The sequence below is a fragment of the Sphingobium limneticum genome (genome assembly GCF_008710155.1).
GTDB lineage: Bacteria > Pseudomonadota > Alphaproteobacteria > Sphingomonadales > Sphingomonadaceae > Sphingobium > Sphingobium limneticum.
In genome coordinates, this window is sequence record NZ_VYPZ01000007.1 from 1 (window position 1) to 17,573 (window position 17,573).

The following is a 17,573-nucleotide window of genomic DNA, read 5'->3' on the forward strand; positions in this document are numbered from 1 at the left end:
GCCGATGTGCTCAGCAGCATCGCCGACATCCCCCAGAACCGTCTCCACGAACTGCTGCCATGGAATTGGCGCGCAGCCGAAGATCAACGCGAAGCCGCCTGATCCGCGGCCTTCACCGAATGCCTACCCCCGTCCGGCGAGTGAAATTGCACATATCCGTTCATAGCTGCTCCCTGCTGAACGAAGCGCTTAAACCAGCAGGAAGGTGTTGCCCAGCACTACGCTGCCCAGCGATCCAGTTCGGGGAACAGCGGCAGTCGCGGCGGCAGCGGCGGTTCGATAACGTTCGGATCGTAGGCAGACACCGTCACCCATTCCATCCGCCAGTCCACAATGATGCTTCGGCCTTCCAGCCTGACAAAGCCAGCCCCATCGCGGGCGACCTCCCACTTGCATTCAAGCTGATCGTCGTAAGCGCCTTGGAGCAGTGTGCCCTCACTGAGGCCGATCAGAAAGCGGTCATCGTCCTCATAGGGAACGGCCAGCGTGGTTTCGATATCGCCGCTGACACGCAGGCGCACGCTTTCCGGCATAGGTTCGATTTTGACGGTCATCGCAGAATCATCCTTTCCTACATGAGAACATATAGCGAACATATCATGGGGAAAGGAGTCGGCAATCATGATTATCGACGGGACGTTTTTGATGGGCATTGCGGCCGTGCTGACCAGCATTGCAACGCTTTGGAGGGCGATGCGAGGGCGCTAGGCATGCGCCCCATCCGCATTGACGCAGACGGGGCGAAGCAAGAAGGGGCGGGTTCAGTCCAAGAGCGAGTAGCGCCCATCTTGATTGCGGCTCCAGTAGTGCGACACAGGATCTCCCCCGGTATGATGACTTAATGTCATGCCGATGTGTTGCCCATCGAATCCCAGTTGCTTGGCGGTCGACACCAGATGCGGCCCTTCGTTTACGCCATCACCTATTAACGCCTGAAAGACGGCAATGAGCTGGTCGTGCCTGTTTAGCCCGCATCTGCCCATAAGCTGCTGCAATGCCGCCATATCGACCACCTGATGTGCCTGAGTTTGAAATTCGTTCATTTCCATATTTCCAAAGTTGCGACCTTCTATCGAAGGCAAAAAATAAAAGGGGTGCCCGCCCACACGCCGACCGGGAAGGCCAAGCGCATGGACGGGCGATGAGGTTAGAGTCAGGCGGGACCGATCTGCATTTTCCTCGCTCCTGCCTCCACAGCGGCCAGCAGCGTGTCATTGGCGAGATGGGAGTACCGCATCGTGCTCTTATGATCGGCATGCCCCAGCACCCGCCCTACGGCGAACAGGTCGATACCCGCGTTGATCATGAAAGACGCCGCAGAGTGGCGAAGGTCATGGATGCGCAAATCAGGCAATTTCGCTTCATCCCGTGCCGTCTGCCACGAATGTTTTACCGACACATATGGCTTACGGGTTTCAGGATTCGGCAGGACGTAGGGACAGGCACCGAACTTCGGCACGGCGTTCAGCATGTCGATCGCAGGCTTGGACAGCGGTACATGACGTGCCCGGCCGGTCTTGGACGTCGGGATCAGCCATTGCCGCTTCTCCAGGTCGATATGCCGCCATTCAGCATGAAGCAACTCAGACACCCGCGCCCCGGTCAGAAGGAGAAGGCCCACGATATGCTTCAATTGCGGGTTCAGCGATGCCTCCACCGCCGTCATTAGCCGCTTGGCCTCGGCGGCACTGAGGAACCGTTCACGGGCATTATTGATGGGCTTCCGGGGGATACCCTTTACCGGGTTCTTGCTGACCCCCGGCGTCTCCCAGCGAAGGGCCAGTTCGAACGAGCGATTGAACATCACCCGAACCTTTTCGACCGTAGCAGGCGCAAGCCCTTCACCCAGCTTTTCGGCCAGCCATTTGGCGATGGATGGCTGCGTGATTTCGTCCAGTCGAAGCTTTCCCCAGCGTGGCAGTATGTGCAGGCGGATGATCCGCTCGGTATTGGCCGGGTTTTTCTGATAGGTCTTGGCGTAATCAAGATGCTGCTCCGCCAATGTCGCGTAGACGGGCACCGACCTTTTCTCACGGCGTTGAGCCATAGGATCGTTCTGTCCTACCACCTCGGCGCGCAAGCGTTCAGCCGCCTTCTTCGCTTTGGCGAAGGTCAAATCCCCATAAGAAGCGATCTTGAGCTGGCATTGACGCTCACCGGCATTTTCATACCGAAGATAGTAGGTCTTTCCGCCCGACTGACGGACTTCGAGAACGAAGCCGGTGATTGAGGTATCATAATAGTCGATCTTCTTCTTGCCTTGAGGGCAGGTCGCAAGACGCGCAAAATCGGCGTCCAATTTCTGGATGGGCATAGAGTTTTCCTTTTTGAAAAGAATGGGCTTCCCAGGCGGCCGGAGGGCAGCGCGGGGCGCAGAGAGGGGCAGACCCCAAGCACGCCGAAAGACGCGTCTGAGGTGCCCGGAGCGGGGTTGGAGGGGATAGACCGGGGCAGTGATGCCCCAGCCGTCAGAGGGTGGTGGAGAGCGCGGAGGTCAGGTCACGGTATCGACCGGCACTACCGCCCACGCCTGCCGTTCCTTGCAGGGTGCTTTCTGAATTTCGAAGCCATCGACGATCCGATTGGCGTGACGCTTCAGATACCAACCTAATTTCGAGGGGTTTATCGACCCTCGCTCGACCACTGGCAGGTCGAACAGCGCATCCTCCAAGTCATCGACAATTTCGGATTCTGCGATGATCTTGCGAACCATTACGGCCTTCGAACCGAACCGATCGCGCCATGCGGTCATCAGGCGACCTAGGGCTTCGCCGTCAGGATCTTCCTGAACCTGTGCAATGAGGCTGGCGGCTGGATCGATCTCACCCAGAGCGATCAGAGGATAGCGGCACAGGCTGGCCCAAAGACCATCGAAACTGGCGATCGAGGGCACATCCAGCTTGGCCTGCCCCGACGCCATCCAATAGCGCGCAACGGTCAAGGCTGCGGCGACATATTCACCTCGCGACTTACGCACCGCGTCCAGCGGGTTGCCATTGTAGCGCAACGTCGCCGGTGAGGAAGATTTCGGGGCGAGACGGATGGTAGCGACCCGCCTGCACATATCGCGAACGGGACCGATGTTGTTCCCCGTCCCAAGAAGGAAGGCGCGGGTGCTGACGGTCGCATTTCGGCTGACGCCCAGTATGCGCTCTGAAATAGTCGAGCTGGTGATGATGCGATTCATGACGCTATGCGGCAGCCAGTCGAACTGCATGTCGTCAAACATGACGGCCGCCGGTGCTTGCAGGAGGGCCGCGAGCATCGCCTTGCTCGCCTCCTCAGCCGTCGCAGGATACCCCATGGTCATCGGCTGACCTGGACCTGCAAACGATGCGATGATGCCGCCCAGGTAGCTTTTACCGCTGCCCGGAGCGGAAGCCGTGATGTTGAAGGCGGGAGCCACTGGCAGGCTTTGCCGGACAGCAGCCGTAATCATGGCACAAAGAGCGGTTGAGCGATCCTGCGGTGTTGCGAAGTGGAATTCTTCGATCAGCCCCGACAGCTTCGCCAAAGCAGCCCTGACATTGGCCTCAGTGGGTTCAGGCAGGGGGAACTGACCCGGATCGAAATCCGCGAACAACTGCGAGCCCTGATGGTATCCAGCCGACGCAATCAGCGTGACACCATCGTCAAGGAAGTAAGGTTGCCGAACCAATCCGCCCAAAACAGGCAGGCGGTCATAGCTTCCACTTTTATATACCTGCTGCACCGTGCGCACGGGAGGATCGCGACGGGACCATTCCTTGGAACGGCCATCGTAAACTTCCCAATCCGCAGCATCGGCCAGAGCCGCCGCGATAGCCTGTTCGGACAGCATTTCCATGGCGATATTCCCCGATCCAGGCGCACGACGCACCGAGACCACAAGGCCGCCCGACTGGAACACATCCCCCTTCTCCGCCAGTACATCCTCAGCGGCCCGCTTGACCCGATTGAGTTCGCCCTGTGTAACGCGGATGCGCGCCTTTCCTCGCGCCATGTTGGGATCGACGTTGAGATGTTCGAGCAGTTCGATGATGTGGTAGTCGTCCCTGTGTGAGTGCTGGCAGCAGAAGCCGCCCAGCGGGAAATCCTCGTCCGGCTCGAAATAGGCCGCACCTGAATCCAGAGCGTCACTGTGCTCCTCAACCCAAGGGCAGCGCACTTCATGCTTCCCTGCAGCGATCTCGCGCTTGTACAGACCTGCCGACTTCAAAGCTGCGAGGGCAGGATTGACGGGCGGCTTGGGCGTATAGACCCCATCACCCCGTGCCGGAGTGGATCGCATGAGTTGCCCAGCGCCCACCGAAACAGGAGCCGCACGGACAGGGTCCAACTCCAAACCAAGGAGGTCGGCAATCTCATCGACGGAATAGCGCACCTGCGGGTTCCAGGCGACGAAGCGACAGGCAAAGGGCCGATCGTCGTCGGTCCGGTGTTTTTCCTTGCCGTTGATTGCATAGGGCAGACGCGCCCAGCGTCCGACACCATTGGCCCCCGGATCGCAAAGTTGCGCTGCAATGACGGCGTCCTGCAACCGTTTCACGCCAGCCGCATCCAGCAGCGGGTCTGTCAGCACGATACCAAGCTGACGATTGCCGGGACTGGTTTCGATCGCCCATGTCGGCTGGAAACCTTCCAGACGAGCCGGATCGACCTTGGTGCCTACATCGTCCAGCAGCAGGAAATGATAGCCATGAAACAGATCCTTCTGCGCCAGCGCGACACCATCCTGCCCCGGCCGAAAGGTCGAGCAGTTGATATAGTTGTTTCGGTAGGACGGGCATTGCTCATTCACGTTGTCAGCAGCCTGCGCCTGCCAGCCGCCCTCTGCCGGGTCGGCGGGTTTAGAGCAGACCAGCGGCCAGACGCCCGCCTCAGACGTTCCGAATATCATTTCCACGAAAGCGCCGTTCGAAGGGGGGAAAGGGGGTGAGGCAGGTGCAGTGTCCTCCCCTCCTTCACCTCCTTTTTGCGGGGCAGGTACAACAATTCCCACAGCATCGTCGTTGGACGGGGCGGCGGCATGCGTAGCATCTGGAATCCCTGGCTTGGCACCAATCTTGATGCCAGCAGCGCTGATCGCCTGCTTTACTGCTACAATGGGAGTTGATGATGGAGGATCGTCCTCCTGGGTTGATTGATGCAACATTTTGGTCCTTTGAAAAAGAAGGACCAGAGGCACGCGTCGTCAGCTTGGGAAGCATGTACGCTGCCCAAATTGTGCAAACCCCTGATCCACAATTGATAAAATGGCCGACGGGATAGCCTCGCTGACCCATCAACCGAAAAACCGACAGGCAACGCTCGCCTGTCGCAATCGAAAATCTGACGGCCAAAACTTGGCATCAGACTTACAAAGCCTCGCTAAACCTCCTTGTTCTCTTCAAGACTGAGAAAAGGAATATGCCATTTTTATTGTGAAAAATCAATATTTTGCCACCTTCATGCAATTTCTGCATAGACCTATCGAACATCGATTAGCTAGGATCATGCAATTATTGCATAGAATGCTCAGAAATTTTTTTGGGCTGCGAAGGGTCGAACGACGATGGCAATCACTCCCTCACAACCCACACTAAGATCGATTCGAGACATCCGGGTTATCTGGCTCGAAGCGTTTATCGCTAGCGTTGAAACGGGAAGTTATACCGAAGCAGCCAAGAGGCTGGGATGTAGCCAACCAAGCGTTAGCAGATATGTGCAATTCCTGCAGGAAGCGGTCGGGCAAGTCCTCATTCTCAACTACAACTCGCCCGTTTTGACTGCCGATGGCAAAAAATTCATGCGTCGGGCACGGGGCGCATTGAATTGGTTGAACGTAGTGGATGCTCGACATCAGTATCTCAAACAGCAGGCGGTTGAATTAACGCCACTGGGCGGCGCTGCTCATTCCGATCCGACCGGCACCAACGGCGAATGACGTCTGCCATGAGGGCCATTCCGCATAGGCTGCACACCATCACCGGATAACGCTTGAGCATTTCCGAGAAGAGATTGAGCGCGAGAAAGCCAAAGGTTTCGGACGGTCGGAACCAAGCACCCCAGAGCAACATGAGCGCGCCTGCAATCAACAGCAGGACCGCAGCCCATCGGAAAGCGGCCAGAGCGAGCATCAGCAACGCACAGTATAGAAGAATTTTCATGTTTTGTTCTCCATCAAAACTCAATGCAGTCGGAGCAGGGATTGAAAGGGAGGGCGTGGTCTGCGCACATCGCAAGCAGGCTGGCATCGACGCCATCGGCCTTGGGCACGAAGACAATCCAGCCGAACCCATCGTCAGAGAGGACGTAGGCCATCTCGAACCAGTCCCCATGGTCGCTGATCCATTCCGTCGAGGGCATGAAGCCAGGGGCACCATAGGGCGTGCCATCAACCAGATTGCCAAGGACCGGGAATCCCAGCGCAGCATCCAGCACCTCCATGGTATCGCCCGGCTGGACGACGAGGAAGTGCGCGACCTCTCCAAGGTCATAACCGTCGATCGTGCCGAATTGCTCGAACCGGCGTTCCAGCAGGCTGCGCTGCTCAACGTCGGTAGTTGATTCAATTGTCAGGCGCATGGCCTGAGCATCGCGAATTTCGATCATGTGCAATTTCCTTCAGACAAAGAAAAAGCGCCCCGGAGTTTCCCCCGAAGCGCTGCGATTTGTAGGTTTAGATTGTTAGTCGGCGACTGTTCTGGCGGCTTGCTCGACCCGCTCCTTGGCCAAGCCTCGAAAATGAGACCGTTGAACAGCGTGCCAAATGACCGACAGCAGGATGAGCCACAGCCCATGCCAACTGAAGAAACAGAACAGGATGCCAACGCCGAAACAGATCAAGGCACCGTTGCCCCCTTCCTTGGCGATCAATCTGTCCACCTCCTTGTCGACCAGCTTATTGATCGACGCATTCATTGCAGCGCCATGGGCGGCAGTCTGGATTGAGGATACCTTAGCGGGCTGCTGTATCGATCCACCTTCCTGTTCAACTGCGGACCCGACTTCTCTCGACGCCTCCAGTGTGGCAGCAATCTTTGCCACATGGGCATCAGCATCTTGTTGGGCTTGGCGCTGTTCTCCGGCCAATTCCCGACGACGAGCTTCTATCTTGGATCGGAAATCCATCGACTATTCCTCCCCGCTGCTGGACAGGATCGCACCGAGGACTGCACTGCCCACGACTAATCCAGCCGCGCCAGCCGCCGCTTTCCTGCCGACCGAACGGGATTGATCTTCTGCAACGATGATGTCGTCGATGACGCGCTGCGCCCTCGCCTCTCGTTCAGCTTCTGGAATACGCCGTTCGAAGGTCACCATCAGAGTCTCGCGATCGCTGACCACCAAATGTCGCTGCAGGACGTTCGCCATGAATACCATGCGCCAACCTTCCGCTGCCATCGCATTGAGATAGGCTTCCAGCACAGCCGTCTCGATCCTGCCTTCACCGAGGAGAGCGGAACTGATCGCGCCATCGGCAACGTCGATGACCTTATATTCATATTCCATGTCAGCCCTCCTTCCAGACGGCTTCGACAAAGGCACGGCAGGATGTACGCGCATTGATGATGTTGCGGCCGGTTGAGAGACGAAGGGTTTGTTCGTTGATCGGCTGGATTTCCTTGCCTCGGCGCTTGGCCTCTTCGTAGGTGCGGGTGGTGGCGATTGAGCGGCAAGCAGCCATGAGGGCATCGGCTTCAGGGATAAACTGGTACCGGGAGTAGCGTAGATCGACGGTGAAACCGGTGGCGGAATCTTTGATGTCGAACTTGGCATTCTTGTCGCCACCAGCAGACAAGGGCTTGGAAACATCGGCGGGCGTTGTGCAGGCAGCGAGCAGCGCCAGACCTGCCATGGGCATGATCTTCTTCATGGTAATCTCCATTCATGTATGGTGATGAACCGCAACCCGGTTGGGCACGGCTGAACAGGCAGCATCGCTATTGCGGAATCTGAATCACTGCTCGCCCCCTCACGCATGGAGAGCGACCTTCGGCTTCAACCTCGCGTCGCCCTATGTACCTCTCGGAGCGACGGCCGAAGCCGGATGTTAGGAACCTGATCGATGAGCAGGCGCATGCGCCTTTACCCTTGCGGGCTGGACATGCGCGCATGCCACCCGGCCCCCAAAATCTGGCGACCGAGTTCATCGAAAAAGAGGTTCCTACGCCCCACCCTCCGGCTTTCACGGAAGGCAGAGCTTTTCTGGCGGGATTAGAGCAGCTTCGCAATAGGAGTTTGTTGCGGCCTATTCATATAAGATGGTCCGATTTGCGCGAAGTCGAGCGCTTACTGAATGAAAGCATTGGCCAACCACCATCTGTTTGGATACCAATCACGCTTAGTTACGCGGCTGCTTGGCTGCTTATATTAAGGGTTTGTAGGAATGGTCGCAAAATCAGAACAGGTATCGGACGCACTGAACACGCTTGCTGAAGCCGTGAGGGGTTCAACATCTCATTCCAACAAAATGTCAGATGTTCTCGGATGGAATGCACCACCATTGGATAAATTTAATTTGTCCGATGTGGCTACAAATTTGGCAACCAGCATAAGACCTCTGCCAGATTCTGCTTATGCTGATGATTACGACCCAATTCTCGACATCGAAAAAATTGAGCATCTTCGCTCCAGCGTTGTGCCCCAACTCTGGAATGGCAATGGCATTGAAGCCGTAAGAACTTACCTTAGCACTTTATCTTGGCTGGAGTCTGACTTCGCTCCATTAATGAAGGTGAAACTAGACTGGGACACGGTCGATGATTCCACGCAAATGCCTCGCGATTTGGCCAAGCGACTACGGGCATTAAACGCGCAAATGAACACAGTTTCTGGGGCAACAGATAATTTAGCCCAGCAAGTCTCAGAGATAAATCGGGCGCACGATGCAGCGCTCTCACTCCCAACCGACCTCGAAAGCCTTTCTGAGGCACGCTTGTTGGTGCAGAAAACGACTGCATCAGTGGAAAGCCTCCACAAACAAGTGGAAAGCGCAGCGGAAACGGCGAATGGTGTCTTATCGCAGATTCAAGAAAAATCTTCCGAGGCTGATAAGTTAGTTGAAAATACAAGTGATGCATATCGCGCTGCTACGACAAAAGGGCTTAGTGAGGCTTTCCAGACGAGGGCAGACAGAACCGCTAAGTCAATGTGGACGTTCGTTGTAGGATTGATTGCATCTCTGGGCATAGGAGCATGGCTCGGTTCACATAGAATCAGCATGATTCAAGCCCTGATCGAGAAAAACGCGCCATCATCTCTTGTTTTTGTGAATCTCGTTCTTGCTGTACTTTCAATTGCGGCGCCAGTGTGGTTCGCTTGGATTGCAACGAAGCAAATCGGGCACAGATTTAGATTGTCGGAAGATTATGCATTCAAGGCCTCTGTGGCGCGAGCCTATGAAGGCTATCGGCGTGAAGCAGCAAAACTTGACGAGGATTTTGCAAAACGTTTGTTTGCTTCCGCTTTGGATCGCCTTGAAGAGCCACCATTGCGCTTTGTTGAGCAGGAAACTCATGGAAGCCCGTGGCATGAGTTATTAAAGCGGCGGTCCACGCCTAAACCTGCTGCGCCTAACACCCACCTCCTACCGACGGTACCTGCTTCTGTTCCCAAACCAGGGAACGACCAAAGCTCTGAGCAGGAAACAGCTTAGGATGAATGCTTTGAGCAGATTCCACTTCCACGCCCGACCCACCGGATACCCACATGGGTCAACCTAGAAGCACATAAATTAGGCAACCTCTCGGCCATAAGCCGAAAGGCACTTTCGCTAGGTTTTTCAGGAATTTCCTACTGAAGGACTGGTGCCGCTTACGTGACTCGAACACGTGACCCCATCATTACGAATGATGTGCTCTACCAACTGAGCTAAAGCGGCGTCGGGGCGGGCAGATAACAGCGGTTGGGCGATTGGACAAGCGGGCATTTCATTCCGCCGCCGCCTTTTTTCCGCCCGCACCAGTTTCGCCCTGCCCCGGCCGATCCGCGCCATCCTGTTTACGGCAAATTTACCATCCCGTGCCACTGTCGAGTCCCGGAATAGTTTTTTCAGCGCAAGGTAGGACGATCGAATGGACACGCTGCGGGGGCATGATGCCGCCAATGACGAGGACGATTTCGACTATGTCGGCGACGCGCAGATGGATGCGCCGCCCGCCGTCATCTCCGATGAACGGCGCATGCAGGTGCGCGCCTATAATTATTGGGCGTCGCTGCTGGGCGACCGCACTTTGCCCTCGATCGAGGATCTGGCCCCGGAACAGCTGGAGGATTTCGGCCCACATTCGGTGTTGCTCGATTTCAGCGTCGGCCTGGACAATCCCGCCATCGTCTATCTGGGCACCGCGCTGCGCGCCGAATGTCAGATCGAGGGAGCGATCGGCTATATCGACGATGTGCCGGCCCGTTCGCTGCTCTCGCGCCTGACCGACCATTATCTGCAGATCATCGCCAATGCCGCGCCGATCGGCTTCGAAGCGGAATTCATCAACCAGCGCGGTGCGGAAATCATGTATCGCGGCATATTGATGCCTTTCTCTTCCGACGATGAGACGATCGACTTCGTGTTCGGCGTCATCAACTGGAAGGAGCTGGCCAGCCGCAGCCTGACCGATGCGCTGGAGCTGGAAGTGGACGAGGCGATGCGCAGCGCGCCCGCCGCCCGCGACACCGCGCCGATCTGGGCCGACGGTCCCGCCGCCGACCAGCAGAGCAACAGCCTGGCCTTCGACATCGAAGAGGATGAGGAGGACGACGCGCTCGACCTCGCCGGCATGGAATGTCCGACCGAGGATGCGCCGCTGGCCGACTGGCTGGCCATCGCCCGCGATGGCGCCGCCCGCGTACGGATCAGCGAGGCGCGCAGCCATGCCGCCCTCTATCGCGCCGTCAGCCTCTCCTATGATTTCGCGCAGGTCGCCCGCGTCCGCCCGGACGACTATGCCGAACTGCTGCATGATTATGGCATCAAGGCGCAGGCGCGCAGCCCGATGACCGCCGTGATCAAGCTGGTCTTCGGCGCCACTTACGACAAGACGCGGATCACCGAATATGCGACCGCGCTGGACCATGCGATGAACGCAGGCCTCAGCGTCGGATCGCTCGCCGCCTATCTGTCCGACTATGTCGGTGGCCTCAAAGCCCTGGTGCGCGACGAACGCGCCGCCCGCCGATCGCAGACGCCTGCCAAGCCGGATCGCCGCCAGATGGCGCGCGACACGGTGAAGGCCGCCGTCGCGATCGATCCGGTCGCGGTCGCCACCGATGCCGATGGCCTGGCCGTCGTCATCGCCCGGCGAGAGGCCGATGGCACGCTGGCGATCGTCGCCGCCCTGCCGGAAGACAGCGATCTCAACCAGCGGGTGATCAGCGCCGCCGCACGCTGATACGGCATGTCCGCCCGTGACCTGCCGTAAAGACGTAAGAAAATAGGTTCAGATAGCGCGCATCCGCGCTCGACATGCTGCGCGGGCTGAACGATAGTCGCCTCGACCGACCGGCCCCGCACATCCCGCGCGGGCCATGTTGCGCTGCATCATATTATTTCAAAAATCGGAAATTTTATTTCTCACAAGGGTTGAGCCGCCCCTTGGCCGGGCGCATATAGGCGGCCCTAAAGCCGAGGAGTCGCATGGCGGCGATCCAGCGCCTCCTCCGTTATGATCCATGCGGGACGAACCCGTGGCAAGAGGTGAGCGAATGACGGCGCTGGCGGAAGCGAAGAACAAGGAAGTCGACAAGAATATTCGCGAGGCGCTGGAAGGCGCGCTCAGCCGGGGTGCCCTGCCCGGCGAAAGCGAAGGGTTTGACGAGGCCGCGCTGGCTGCCGCCGCCGCATTCCTGGGCCGCACCGCCAATGGCCGCAAGCCCGGCCATGAGGCGATTGCGGTGGAAACGCTGGGCGAAGGCGCCAATGGCCGCTTCATGCGGCTGGCCATCATCAATGATGACATGCCCTTCCTGGTCGATTCCATCGCCAATGCGCTGGCGGCGGCCGACATCACCATCCACCGCCTGCTCCACCCCGTCCTGTTCGTGACGCGTGATGGCGATGGCGCGCTGACCGGCGTGTTCGAAGAGGATGCGTCCGGCGCCCGCCGCGAATCCATGATCTATATCGAAACCGACCGCGCCGACGCGAAAGCGCGCCGCGCGCTCGAAAAATCCTTGCAGGAAACGCTGGCCGACGTGCGCGTCGCGGTCGCCGACTGGCCCAAGATGCAGTCGGCCATGGCCGCCGATGCCGACGCCGTGCCGGATGAGGAAGGCGCCGCCTTGCTGCGCTGGTTCCTGGCCCGCCACTTCACCCAGACGGGCCATGAAATCCTGCACCGCGACGGCAGCAGCAGCGCGCCGCTCGGCATCTGCACCCGCCATGACAAGCCGCTGATCGCGCCCGCCTCGCTGGAGGCCGCCTTCACCTGGTTCGAAGAGGGCAAGCGCACCCCGCTGATCATCAAGTCCAGCCGGATTTCGCGCGTCCATCGCCTGGTACTGCTCGACCTCATCATCATTCCCGTGCGGGAAGGAAAGACGGTCAAGGCCCTGTCGATCCATGCCGGCATGTGGACCAGTTCGGGCCTGTCGGCGACCCCGGACAAGGTGCCGCTGCTGCGTTCGGCCCTGTCCACGCTGATGGACAAGTTCGGCTTCGATCCGCAGGGTCACGCCGGCAAGACGCTGGCCCATGCGCTGACCGCCCTGCCCCATGACATCACGATCGGCTTCGACCGCGAGACGTTGGAGCGGCTGGCGCTGACCTTCATGTCGCTGACGGATCGGCCGCGCCCCAAGCTGGCGCTCGCCACCAGCGCACTGGCGCGTCACCTCTATGCCTTCGTCTGGCTGCCGCGCGATGAGCTGTCCACCGCCCGCCGCGTGAGCATTCAGGACATGCTGGCGCTCAAGAGCCATGGCACCGTGCTCAGCTGGTCGATCGCGCTGGAGGAAGGCGGCCTGGCGCTGCTGCGCATCACGCTCGACCTGCGCGATGGCGGGGTCGTGCCCGATGACATCGCGCTGGACCGGATGCTCAAGCAGATGGTGCGTGGCTGGATTCCGGCGGTCGAAGAGGCGCTGGCCGTCACCGAAGAACCGGGCCGCGCCGCCGCCATGGCGCAGCGCTATGGCGGCGGCTTCCCGCTCGCCTATCGCAACGGCGCTGGTCCGGAAGAAGCCGCCGTCGACATCCGCCTGATCCATGGCCTGTCGGGGGATGGCGACAAGTCGATCCGCATCTACCGCAACCCGGAAGACAGCGTCGAACGGCTGCGGCTGAAACTCTATAGCCATGTCACCGTCGCCCTGTCCGAAGTCGTCCCCGCCTTCGAGAATTTCGGTTTCCGCGTGATCGAGGAAATGACCACCGCGATCAGCGGTAGCGCGATCGAGGGCGGCACGCTGGGCCATGTCCAGCGCTTCGTGCTGGAATTGCCGGCCGGCGATAATGCGCAGGTCGTGGTCGATCGTGCCGAGGTCGTGACCGAAGCCATCGCCCAGGTGCTGGAAGGCGTGGCGGAAAATGACCGGCTGAACGAGCTGATCGTCACCGCTGGCCTTGCGCCGCGATCGGTCGTGCTGTTCCGCGCCCTCTATCGCTATCTGCGTCAGGCGGGCGTCGCCTATGGCATGGTGACCTTCGCCGACACGCTGCGCAAGGCGCAGGGCGTCGCCAACAACCTCATCACCCTGTTCGAAGCGCTGCATGATCCCGCCGCGCAGGATGGCGCTGCCGACCGTATCGCGCAGGCGCAATCCGAAATCGACGCGGGGCTGGAACAGGTGACGGCGATCGACGAGGATCGCATCCTGCGCCTGCTGCGCGCCGTCATCACCGCGACGCTGCGCACCAATTTCTACGCCCCCGCCGCGCAGGAGGCGATCGCCTTCAAACTGGACAGCGCCTTGGTGCCGGGTCTGCCCGCGCCGCTGCCCTGGCGCGAAATCTGGGTCTATTCCCCGCGTGTCGAGGGCATCCACCTGCGCGCCGGCCCGGTCGCCCGTGGCGGCCTGCGCTGGTCGGATCGTCGCGACGATTTCCGTACCGAGATCCTCGGCCTCATGAAAGCGCAGCGCGTGAAGAACGCCGTCATCGTGCCGACCGGCGCGAAGGGCGGCTTCTATCCCAAGCAACTGCCCAACCCGCAGGCCGATCGCGACGCCTGGATCGCCGAAGGCACCGAAAGCTATCGCATCTTCATCCGATCCTTGCTGTCGATCACCGACAATATCGTGAAGAATAAGGTGACGCATCCGGCCGATGTCGTCGTGCATGATGGCGACGATCCTTATTTCGTCGTCGCGGCGGACAAGGGCACGGCGACCTTCTCCGACGTCGCCAACGCCATCGCGCTGGATCGCGGCTTCTGGCTGGGCGATGCCTTCGCCAGCGGCGGCTCCAACGGCTATGACCACAAGGCGATGGGCATCACGGCGCGGGGCGCATGGATTTCGGTCCAGCGCCACTTCGCCGAAATGGGCGTCGATGTGCAGAGCGAGCCGGTCAGCGTCGTGGGCTGCGGCGATATGTCGGGTGACGTGTTCGGCAACGGCATGCTGCTCAGCAAGGCGATCAAGCTGGTCGCCGCCTTCGACCATCGCCACATCTTCTTCGACCCCACGCCCGATCCGGCCAAGAGCTGGGAAGAACGTAACCGCATGTTCGCCCTGCCCCGCTCCAGCTGGGAAGATTATGACAAGTCGCTCATTTCCAAGGGCGGTGGCGTCTTCTCCCGCGCGCTGAAGCGCATCCCGCTGACGCCCGAAATGCAGGCGATCCTGGACGTGAAGGACAAGGAGATGGAGCCGGCCGCGCTCATTTCCGCGATCCTCAAGGCCCCGGCCGACCTGCTCTGGTTCGGCGGCATCGGCACCTATGTGAAGGCCGCCGCGCAGAGCCATGGCGACGTGGGCGATCCGGCCAATGATCGCCTGCGCGTCAATGCCGAACAGCTGCGCGTCAAGGTGATCGGCGAAGGCGCGAACCTGGGCACCACCCAGGCGGGCCGTATCGCCTTCTCGCTGCATGGCGGGCGGATCAACACCGACTTCATCGACAACAGCGCCGGCGTCGACTGTTCCGATAATGAAGTGAACATCAAGATCGCGCTGAACAAGGAAATGGTGGAAGGCCGCCTGCCCTTCGACAAGCGCAACACGCTGCTGGAAAGCATGACCGACGCGGTGGGCGACATCGTGCTGGAGGATAACCGGCTTCAGGCGCTCGGCCTCTCCATCGCCGAAGCGGGCGGCGCGGCCGACCTCGCCTCCTATGTCCGCCTGATCGAAACGTTCGAGGAAACCGGCAGGCTCGACCGGCAGGTGGAGGGGCTGGCCGCCAACGACCAGCTGCTGCGCCGTGGACAGGATGGTCAGGGCCTCACCCGCCCCGAACTGGCCGTGCTGCTCTCGACCGCCAAGCTCGCCCTGCAGGATGCTATCGAACATGGCGATCTTGCCACGGACGAGAGCATGACGGCCGAACTGATGGCCGCCTTCCCCGAAGCGATGCAGAAGAAGGAAGCGGACGCGATCGCCGGCCATGCGCTCAAGAAGGAGATCATCGCCACCAAGGTCGCCAACCGCATCGTCAATCGTCTGGGCCTCATCCACCCGTTCGAACTGGCGGAGGAGGAAGGCTGCTCGCTCGCCGATCTGGCCAGCGCCTTCCTGATCGCGGAACGCCTCTACGATATCGGCACGCTCTGGGCGGATATCGACGCGGCGGACATGTCGGAAGGCGCACGCCTTGCCCTGTTCAGCGACATTGCCAGCGGCATGCGGGCGCAGATCGCCGACATATTGCGCGCCCTGCCTGCCGGCACGCTGCCGGCCGAGGGGCATAAGCGTCTGGCCACGGGCGTCGGCCTGCTGGCCCATCAGGTCGACGATCTGCTGACCAGCGAGGCGCAGCGCCGCACCGCTGCCGTCACCGACCGGCTGATCGGCCTTGGCGCTCCCGAAACGCTGGCGGTCCGCACCGCCGGGCTGTTCAAGCTGGACGGCGCCGTCGGCATCGCCTCGCTCGCGGCGCGGCTGGGCGTGGAGGAAATCGCGCTGACCCGCGCCTTCACCCATCTGGGCGAAGCGGTCGGCATCGATTGGGTCCAATCCGCCGCCGCGCGCATGGAACCGACCGATCCGTGGGAGCGCCTGCTCATCTCCGGCGTTGCCCGCGACATGCAGCAAGTCCGGCTCGATTTCCTGGCGCAGGGCAAGGGCAAGGACGTCGCCACCCATGTCGAAGAGTGGTTGCAGGCCAAGGGCGCCCGCGTCCGCCAGTTCCGCACCCTGGTCCAGCGCGCCAAGGCCGCCGCGACCCCCAATGTCGCGATGTTGGCCGAAATCGCCGGCCAGGCGCGCGGTCTGCTGGGCCGCTGATCGCCCGCACAGCAAAAAAAGGGGCGCCATCCCATGCGGATGGCGCCCCTTTTTATGCTTTCACCTTATATCGTAAAGCCATGCGGGATGTTCCCCGGCGAAGGCCGGGGTCCAGTTCAAACCGTGCTACTGGACCCCGGCCTTCGCCGGGGAACGCTACACATAATAGCGTGTCACTTACTGCGGCGTATCCGCTGCCGGCGCATCCTCGACATCATCGCCATAGGCATCGGGCACCACCAGCTTGGGCGCGTCCTTCTTGCCCGGCGTGCGGATATCCTCGCCATAGATGGGCACGAATTTCTCGTCGGATACCCGGCCATGCAAGGCCTCGATCTCCGCCTTGCGCTGGCGCAGATACATGGTCTTGTAGACGGTATAGGGGTCGTCTTCCTTGCGGATCGCCGTGATGGTTTCGTCGAACGCGGCGCGCTCGCCCAGCTGGTTCAGGATCGTCGAGGGGATGACATAGGTGGGCTTGTTGAACGGCTTGCCCACGGCAAAGGGCAGGATCATCTTGTCCACCGTATCGCCGATGATGTCGCGCAGCGTCGTCGGCCCCACGATCGGCAGATACATGTACGGCCCCGGCCCGATGCCGTAAAAGCCCAGCGTATTGGCCAGGCCATTGTTGCGATGGGGCAGGTTGAACGGCTTGCGCTTGGCCACGTCGAACAGGCCGACGAAGCCCAGCGTCGAATTGACGCCGAACCGGCCCACCGTCTCGAACGCCTTGCCCGGCTTGAACTGGAGCAGATAGGCGGCGGCCACCACCGGATCCTGCAAATTGGAGAAGAAATTGCGCAGCCCCTTGCGCACCGGGCGCGGCAGGCCCTTATTATAGGCCTTGGCCACCGGCTCCAGCACCGCCTTGTCGACCGATTGCACCGCCTCGAAACTCTTGGCGTTCAACTGCTCCAGCGGATCGCCCTTGGGCGCGCCCTTGTCGCCGGTAACGACGATATCCTGCGCGGCATCATCCTGCGGCGCGGGCGGCGTGGCGGCGGGCGGTGGCGCAACCTCAGCCGGCACTGCCGGGGCGGTGGACGGGGCAACATCCTGTATCGCGGCAACCTCCGCAGCCACAGCCAGTTGCGGCGCCGTGCTTTGCGCCTGCGCACCCATCATCATCATTCCCGCAGCGACGGCCGGCACCAACATAATATATTCCTAGCAGCGGCCCCGCGCTCTCCCCGCACAGCCCTTCAAAATCCATGACGCCCCGGACA

The 17,573-nt window shown here is 60.4% G+C and carries 13 protein-coding genes and 1 tRNA gene; 4 read left to right on the top strand and 10 right to left on the bottom strand.

Features of this window, described 5'->3' with window-relative positions:
- Positions 1–218: 218 nt before the first annotated feature.
- From F4U94_RS10375 to F4U94_RS10390, 4 genes are all read right to left on the bottom strand, one after another.
- Positions 219–554, bottom strand: a complete 336-nt coding sequence (locus tag F4U94_RS10375) for a hypothetical protein (RefSeq protein ID WP_120252152.1) — start codon at positions 552–554, stop codon at positions 219–221.
- 207 nt (positions 555–761) lie between these two features.
- Positions 762–1,043, bottom strand: coding sequence for a hypothetical protein (locus F4U94_RS10380; RefSeq protein WP_145986226.1), 282 nt, complete (start codon positions 1,041–1,043; stop codon positions 762–764).
- 110 nt (positions 1,044–1,153) lie between these two features.
- Complete coding sequence (locus F4U94_RS10385) at positions 1,154–2,314, bottom strand: tyrosine-type recombinase/integrase (RefSeq protein ID WP_120250717.1); 1,161 nt, start codon at positions 2,312–2,314, stop codon at positions 1,154–1,156.
- 180 nt (positions 2,315–2,494) lie between these two features.
- Positions 2,495–5,134 carry a DNA-primase RepB domain-containing protein gene (locus F4U94_RS10390; RefSeq protein WP_120250718.1) on the bottom strand — a complete coding sequence of 880 codons (2,640 nt, stop codon included), beginning with the start codon at positions 5,132–5,134 and terminating at the stop codon, positions 2,495–2,497.
- Between the two features lie 399 nt (positions 5,135–5,533).
- On the opposite strand from F4U94_RS10390, the gene F4U94_RS10395 reads away from it, so the two are divergent.
- Positions 5,534–5,905, top strand: coding sequence for a LysR family transcriptional regulator (locus F4U94_RS10395; RefSeq protein WP_120250719.1), 372 nt, complete (start codon positions 5,534–5,536; stop codon positions 5,903–5,905).
- A 236-nt stretch (positions 5,906–6,141) separates the two neighbouring features.
- Here the strand turns inward: F4U94_RS10395 and F4U94_RS10400 are convergent, their stop codons facing one another.
- The 4 genes from F4U94_RS10400 to F4U94_RS10415 all read right to left on the bottom strand — a co-directional run bounded on the left by F4U94_RS10400 (position 6,142) and on the right by F4U94_RS10415 (position 7,837).
- The gene (locus tag F4U94_RS10400) at positions 6,142–6,573 is read right to left on the bottom strand and encodes a hypothetical protein (protein ID WP_120250720.1); all 432 of its coding nucleotides are present in this window, start codon (positions 6,571–6,573) and stop codon (positions 6,142–6,144) included.
- A 75-nt stretch (positions 6,574–6,648) separates the two neighbouring features.
- On the bottom strand, positions 6,649–7,092 hold the full coding sequence (locus F4U94_RS10405) for a hypothetical protein (RefSeq protein WP_145986227.1): 444 nt from the start codon (positions 7,090–7,092) through the stop codon (positions 6,649–6,651).
- A 3-nt stretch (positions 7,093–7,095) separates the two neighbouring features.
- Positions 7,096–7,473 carry a DUF4177 domain-containing protein gene (locus tag F4U94_RS10410; RefSeq protein WP_120250722.1) on the bottom strand — a complete coding sequence of 126 codons (378 nt, stop codon included), beginning with the start codon at positions 7,471–7,473 and terminating at the stop codon, positions 7,096–7,098.
- A gap of 1 nt (position 7,474) precedes the next feature.
- A complete protein-coding gene (locus F4U94_RS10415) occupies positions 7,475–7,837 on the bottom strand; it encodes a hypothetical protein (protein WP_120250723.1) in 363 nt (120 codons plus the stop codon).
- Between the two features lie 513 nt (positions 7,838–8,350).
- Between F4U94_RS10415 and F4U94_RS10420 the strand changes: the two genes are divergently transcribed.
- Positions 8,351–9,619 carry a hypothetical protein gene (locus F4U94_RS10420; RefSeq protein ID WP_145986228.1) on the top strand — a complete coding sequence of 423 codons (1,269 nt, stop codon included), beginning with the start codon at positions 8,351–8,353 and terminating at the stop codon, positions 9,617–9,619.
- A 149-nt stretch (positions 9,620–9,768) separates the two neighbouring features.
- Here the strand turns inward: F4U94_RS10420 and F4U94_RS10425 are convergent.
- Positions 9,769–9,844 (bottom strand) — tRNA-Thr (locus F4U94_RS10425).
- Between the two features lie 193 nt (positions 9,845–10,037).
- Between F4U94_RS10425 and F4U94_RS10430 the strand changes: the two genes are divergently transcribed.
- A complete protein-coding gene (locus tag F4U94_RS10430; protein ID WP_120250724.1) occupies positions 10,038–11,351 on the top strand; it encodes a PAS domain-containing protein in 1,314 nt (437 codons plus the stop codon).
- Positions 11,352–11,664: 313 nt separating this feature from the next.
- Complete coding sequence (locus tag F4U94_RS10435) at positions 11,665–16,344, top strand: NAD-glutamate dehydrogenase (protein WP_150411913.1); 4,680 nt, start codon at positions 11,665–11,667, stop codon at positions 16,342–16,344.
- 177 nt (positions 16,345–16,521) lie between these two features.
- On the opposite strand, the gene F4U94_RS10440 is transcribed toward F4U94_RS10435, so the two are convergent.
- Entirely contained in the window at positions 16,522–17,505 is a 984-nt protein-coding gene (locus F4U94_RS10440; protein WP_120250726.1) for an MlaA family lipoprotein, read from the bottom strand.
- Between the last annotated feature and the right edge of the window lie 68 nt (positions 17,506–17,573).

Excerpts from the sequence above, each read along its gene's own strand:
- F4U94_RS10415 (WP_120250723.1), bottom strand. The coding sequence starts at position 7,837 with ATGAAGAAGATCATGCCCATGGCAGGTCTGGCGCTGCTCGCTGCCTGC.
- F4U94_RS10380 (WP_145986226.1), bottom strand. The coding sequence starts at position 1,043 with ATGAACGAATTTCAAACTCAGGCACATCAGGTGGTCGATATGGCGGCA.
- F4U94_RS10435 (WP_150411913.1), top strand. The coding sequence starts at position 11,665 with ATGACGGCGCTGGCGGAAGCGAAGAACAAGGAAGTCGACAAGAATATT.
- F4U94_RS10400 (WP_120250720.1), bottom strand. The coding sequence starts at position 6,573 with ATGATCGAAATTCGCGATGCTCAGGCCATGCGCCTGACAATTGAATCA.
- F4U94_RS10375 (WP_120252152.1), bottom strand. The coding sequence starts at position 554 with ATGACCGTCAAAATCGAACCTATGCCGGAAAGCGTGCGCCTGCGTGTC.
- F4U94_RS10420 (WP_145986228.1), top strand. The coding sequence starts at position 8,351 with ATGGTCGCAAAATCAGAACAGGTATCGGACGCACTGAACACGCTTGCT.
- F4U94_RS10395 (WP_120250719.1), top strand. The coding sequence starts at position 5,534 with ATGGCAATCACTCCCTCACAACCCACACTAAGATCGATTCGAGACATC.
- F4U94_RS10405 (WP_145986227.1), bottom strand. The coding sequence starts at position 7,092 with ATGGATTTCCGATCCAAGATAGAAGCTCGTCGTCGGGAATTGGCCGGA.
- F4U94_RS10390 (WP_120250718.1), bottom strand. The coding sequence starts at position 5,134 with ATGTTGCATCAATCAACCCAGGAGGACGATCCTCCATCATCAACTCCC.
- F4U94_RS10430 (WP_120250724.1), top strand. The coding sequence starts at position 10,038 with ATGGACACGCTGCGGGGGCATGATGCCGCCAATGACGAGGACGATTTC.
- F4U94_RS10410 (WP_120250722.1), bottom strand. The coding sequence starts at position 7,473 with ATGGAATATGAATATAAGGTCATCGACGTTGCCGATGGCGCGATCAGT.
- F4U94_RS10385 (WP_120250717.1), bottom strand. The coding sequence starts at position 2,314 with ATGCCCATCCAGAAATTGGACGCCGATTTTGCGCGTCTTGCGACCTGC.
- F4U94_RS10440 (WP_120250726.1), bottom strand. The coding sequence starts at position 17,505 with ATGTTGGTGCCGGCCGTCGCTGCGGGAATGATGATGATGGGTGCGCAG.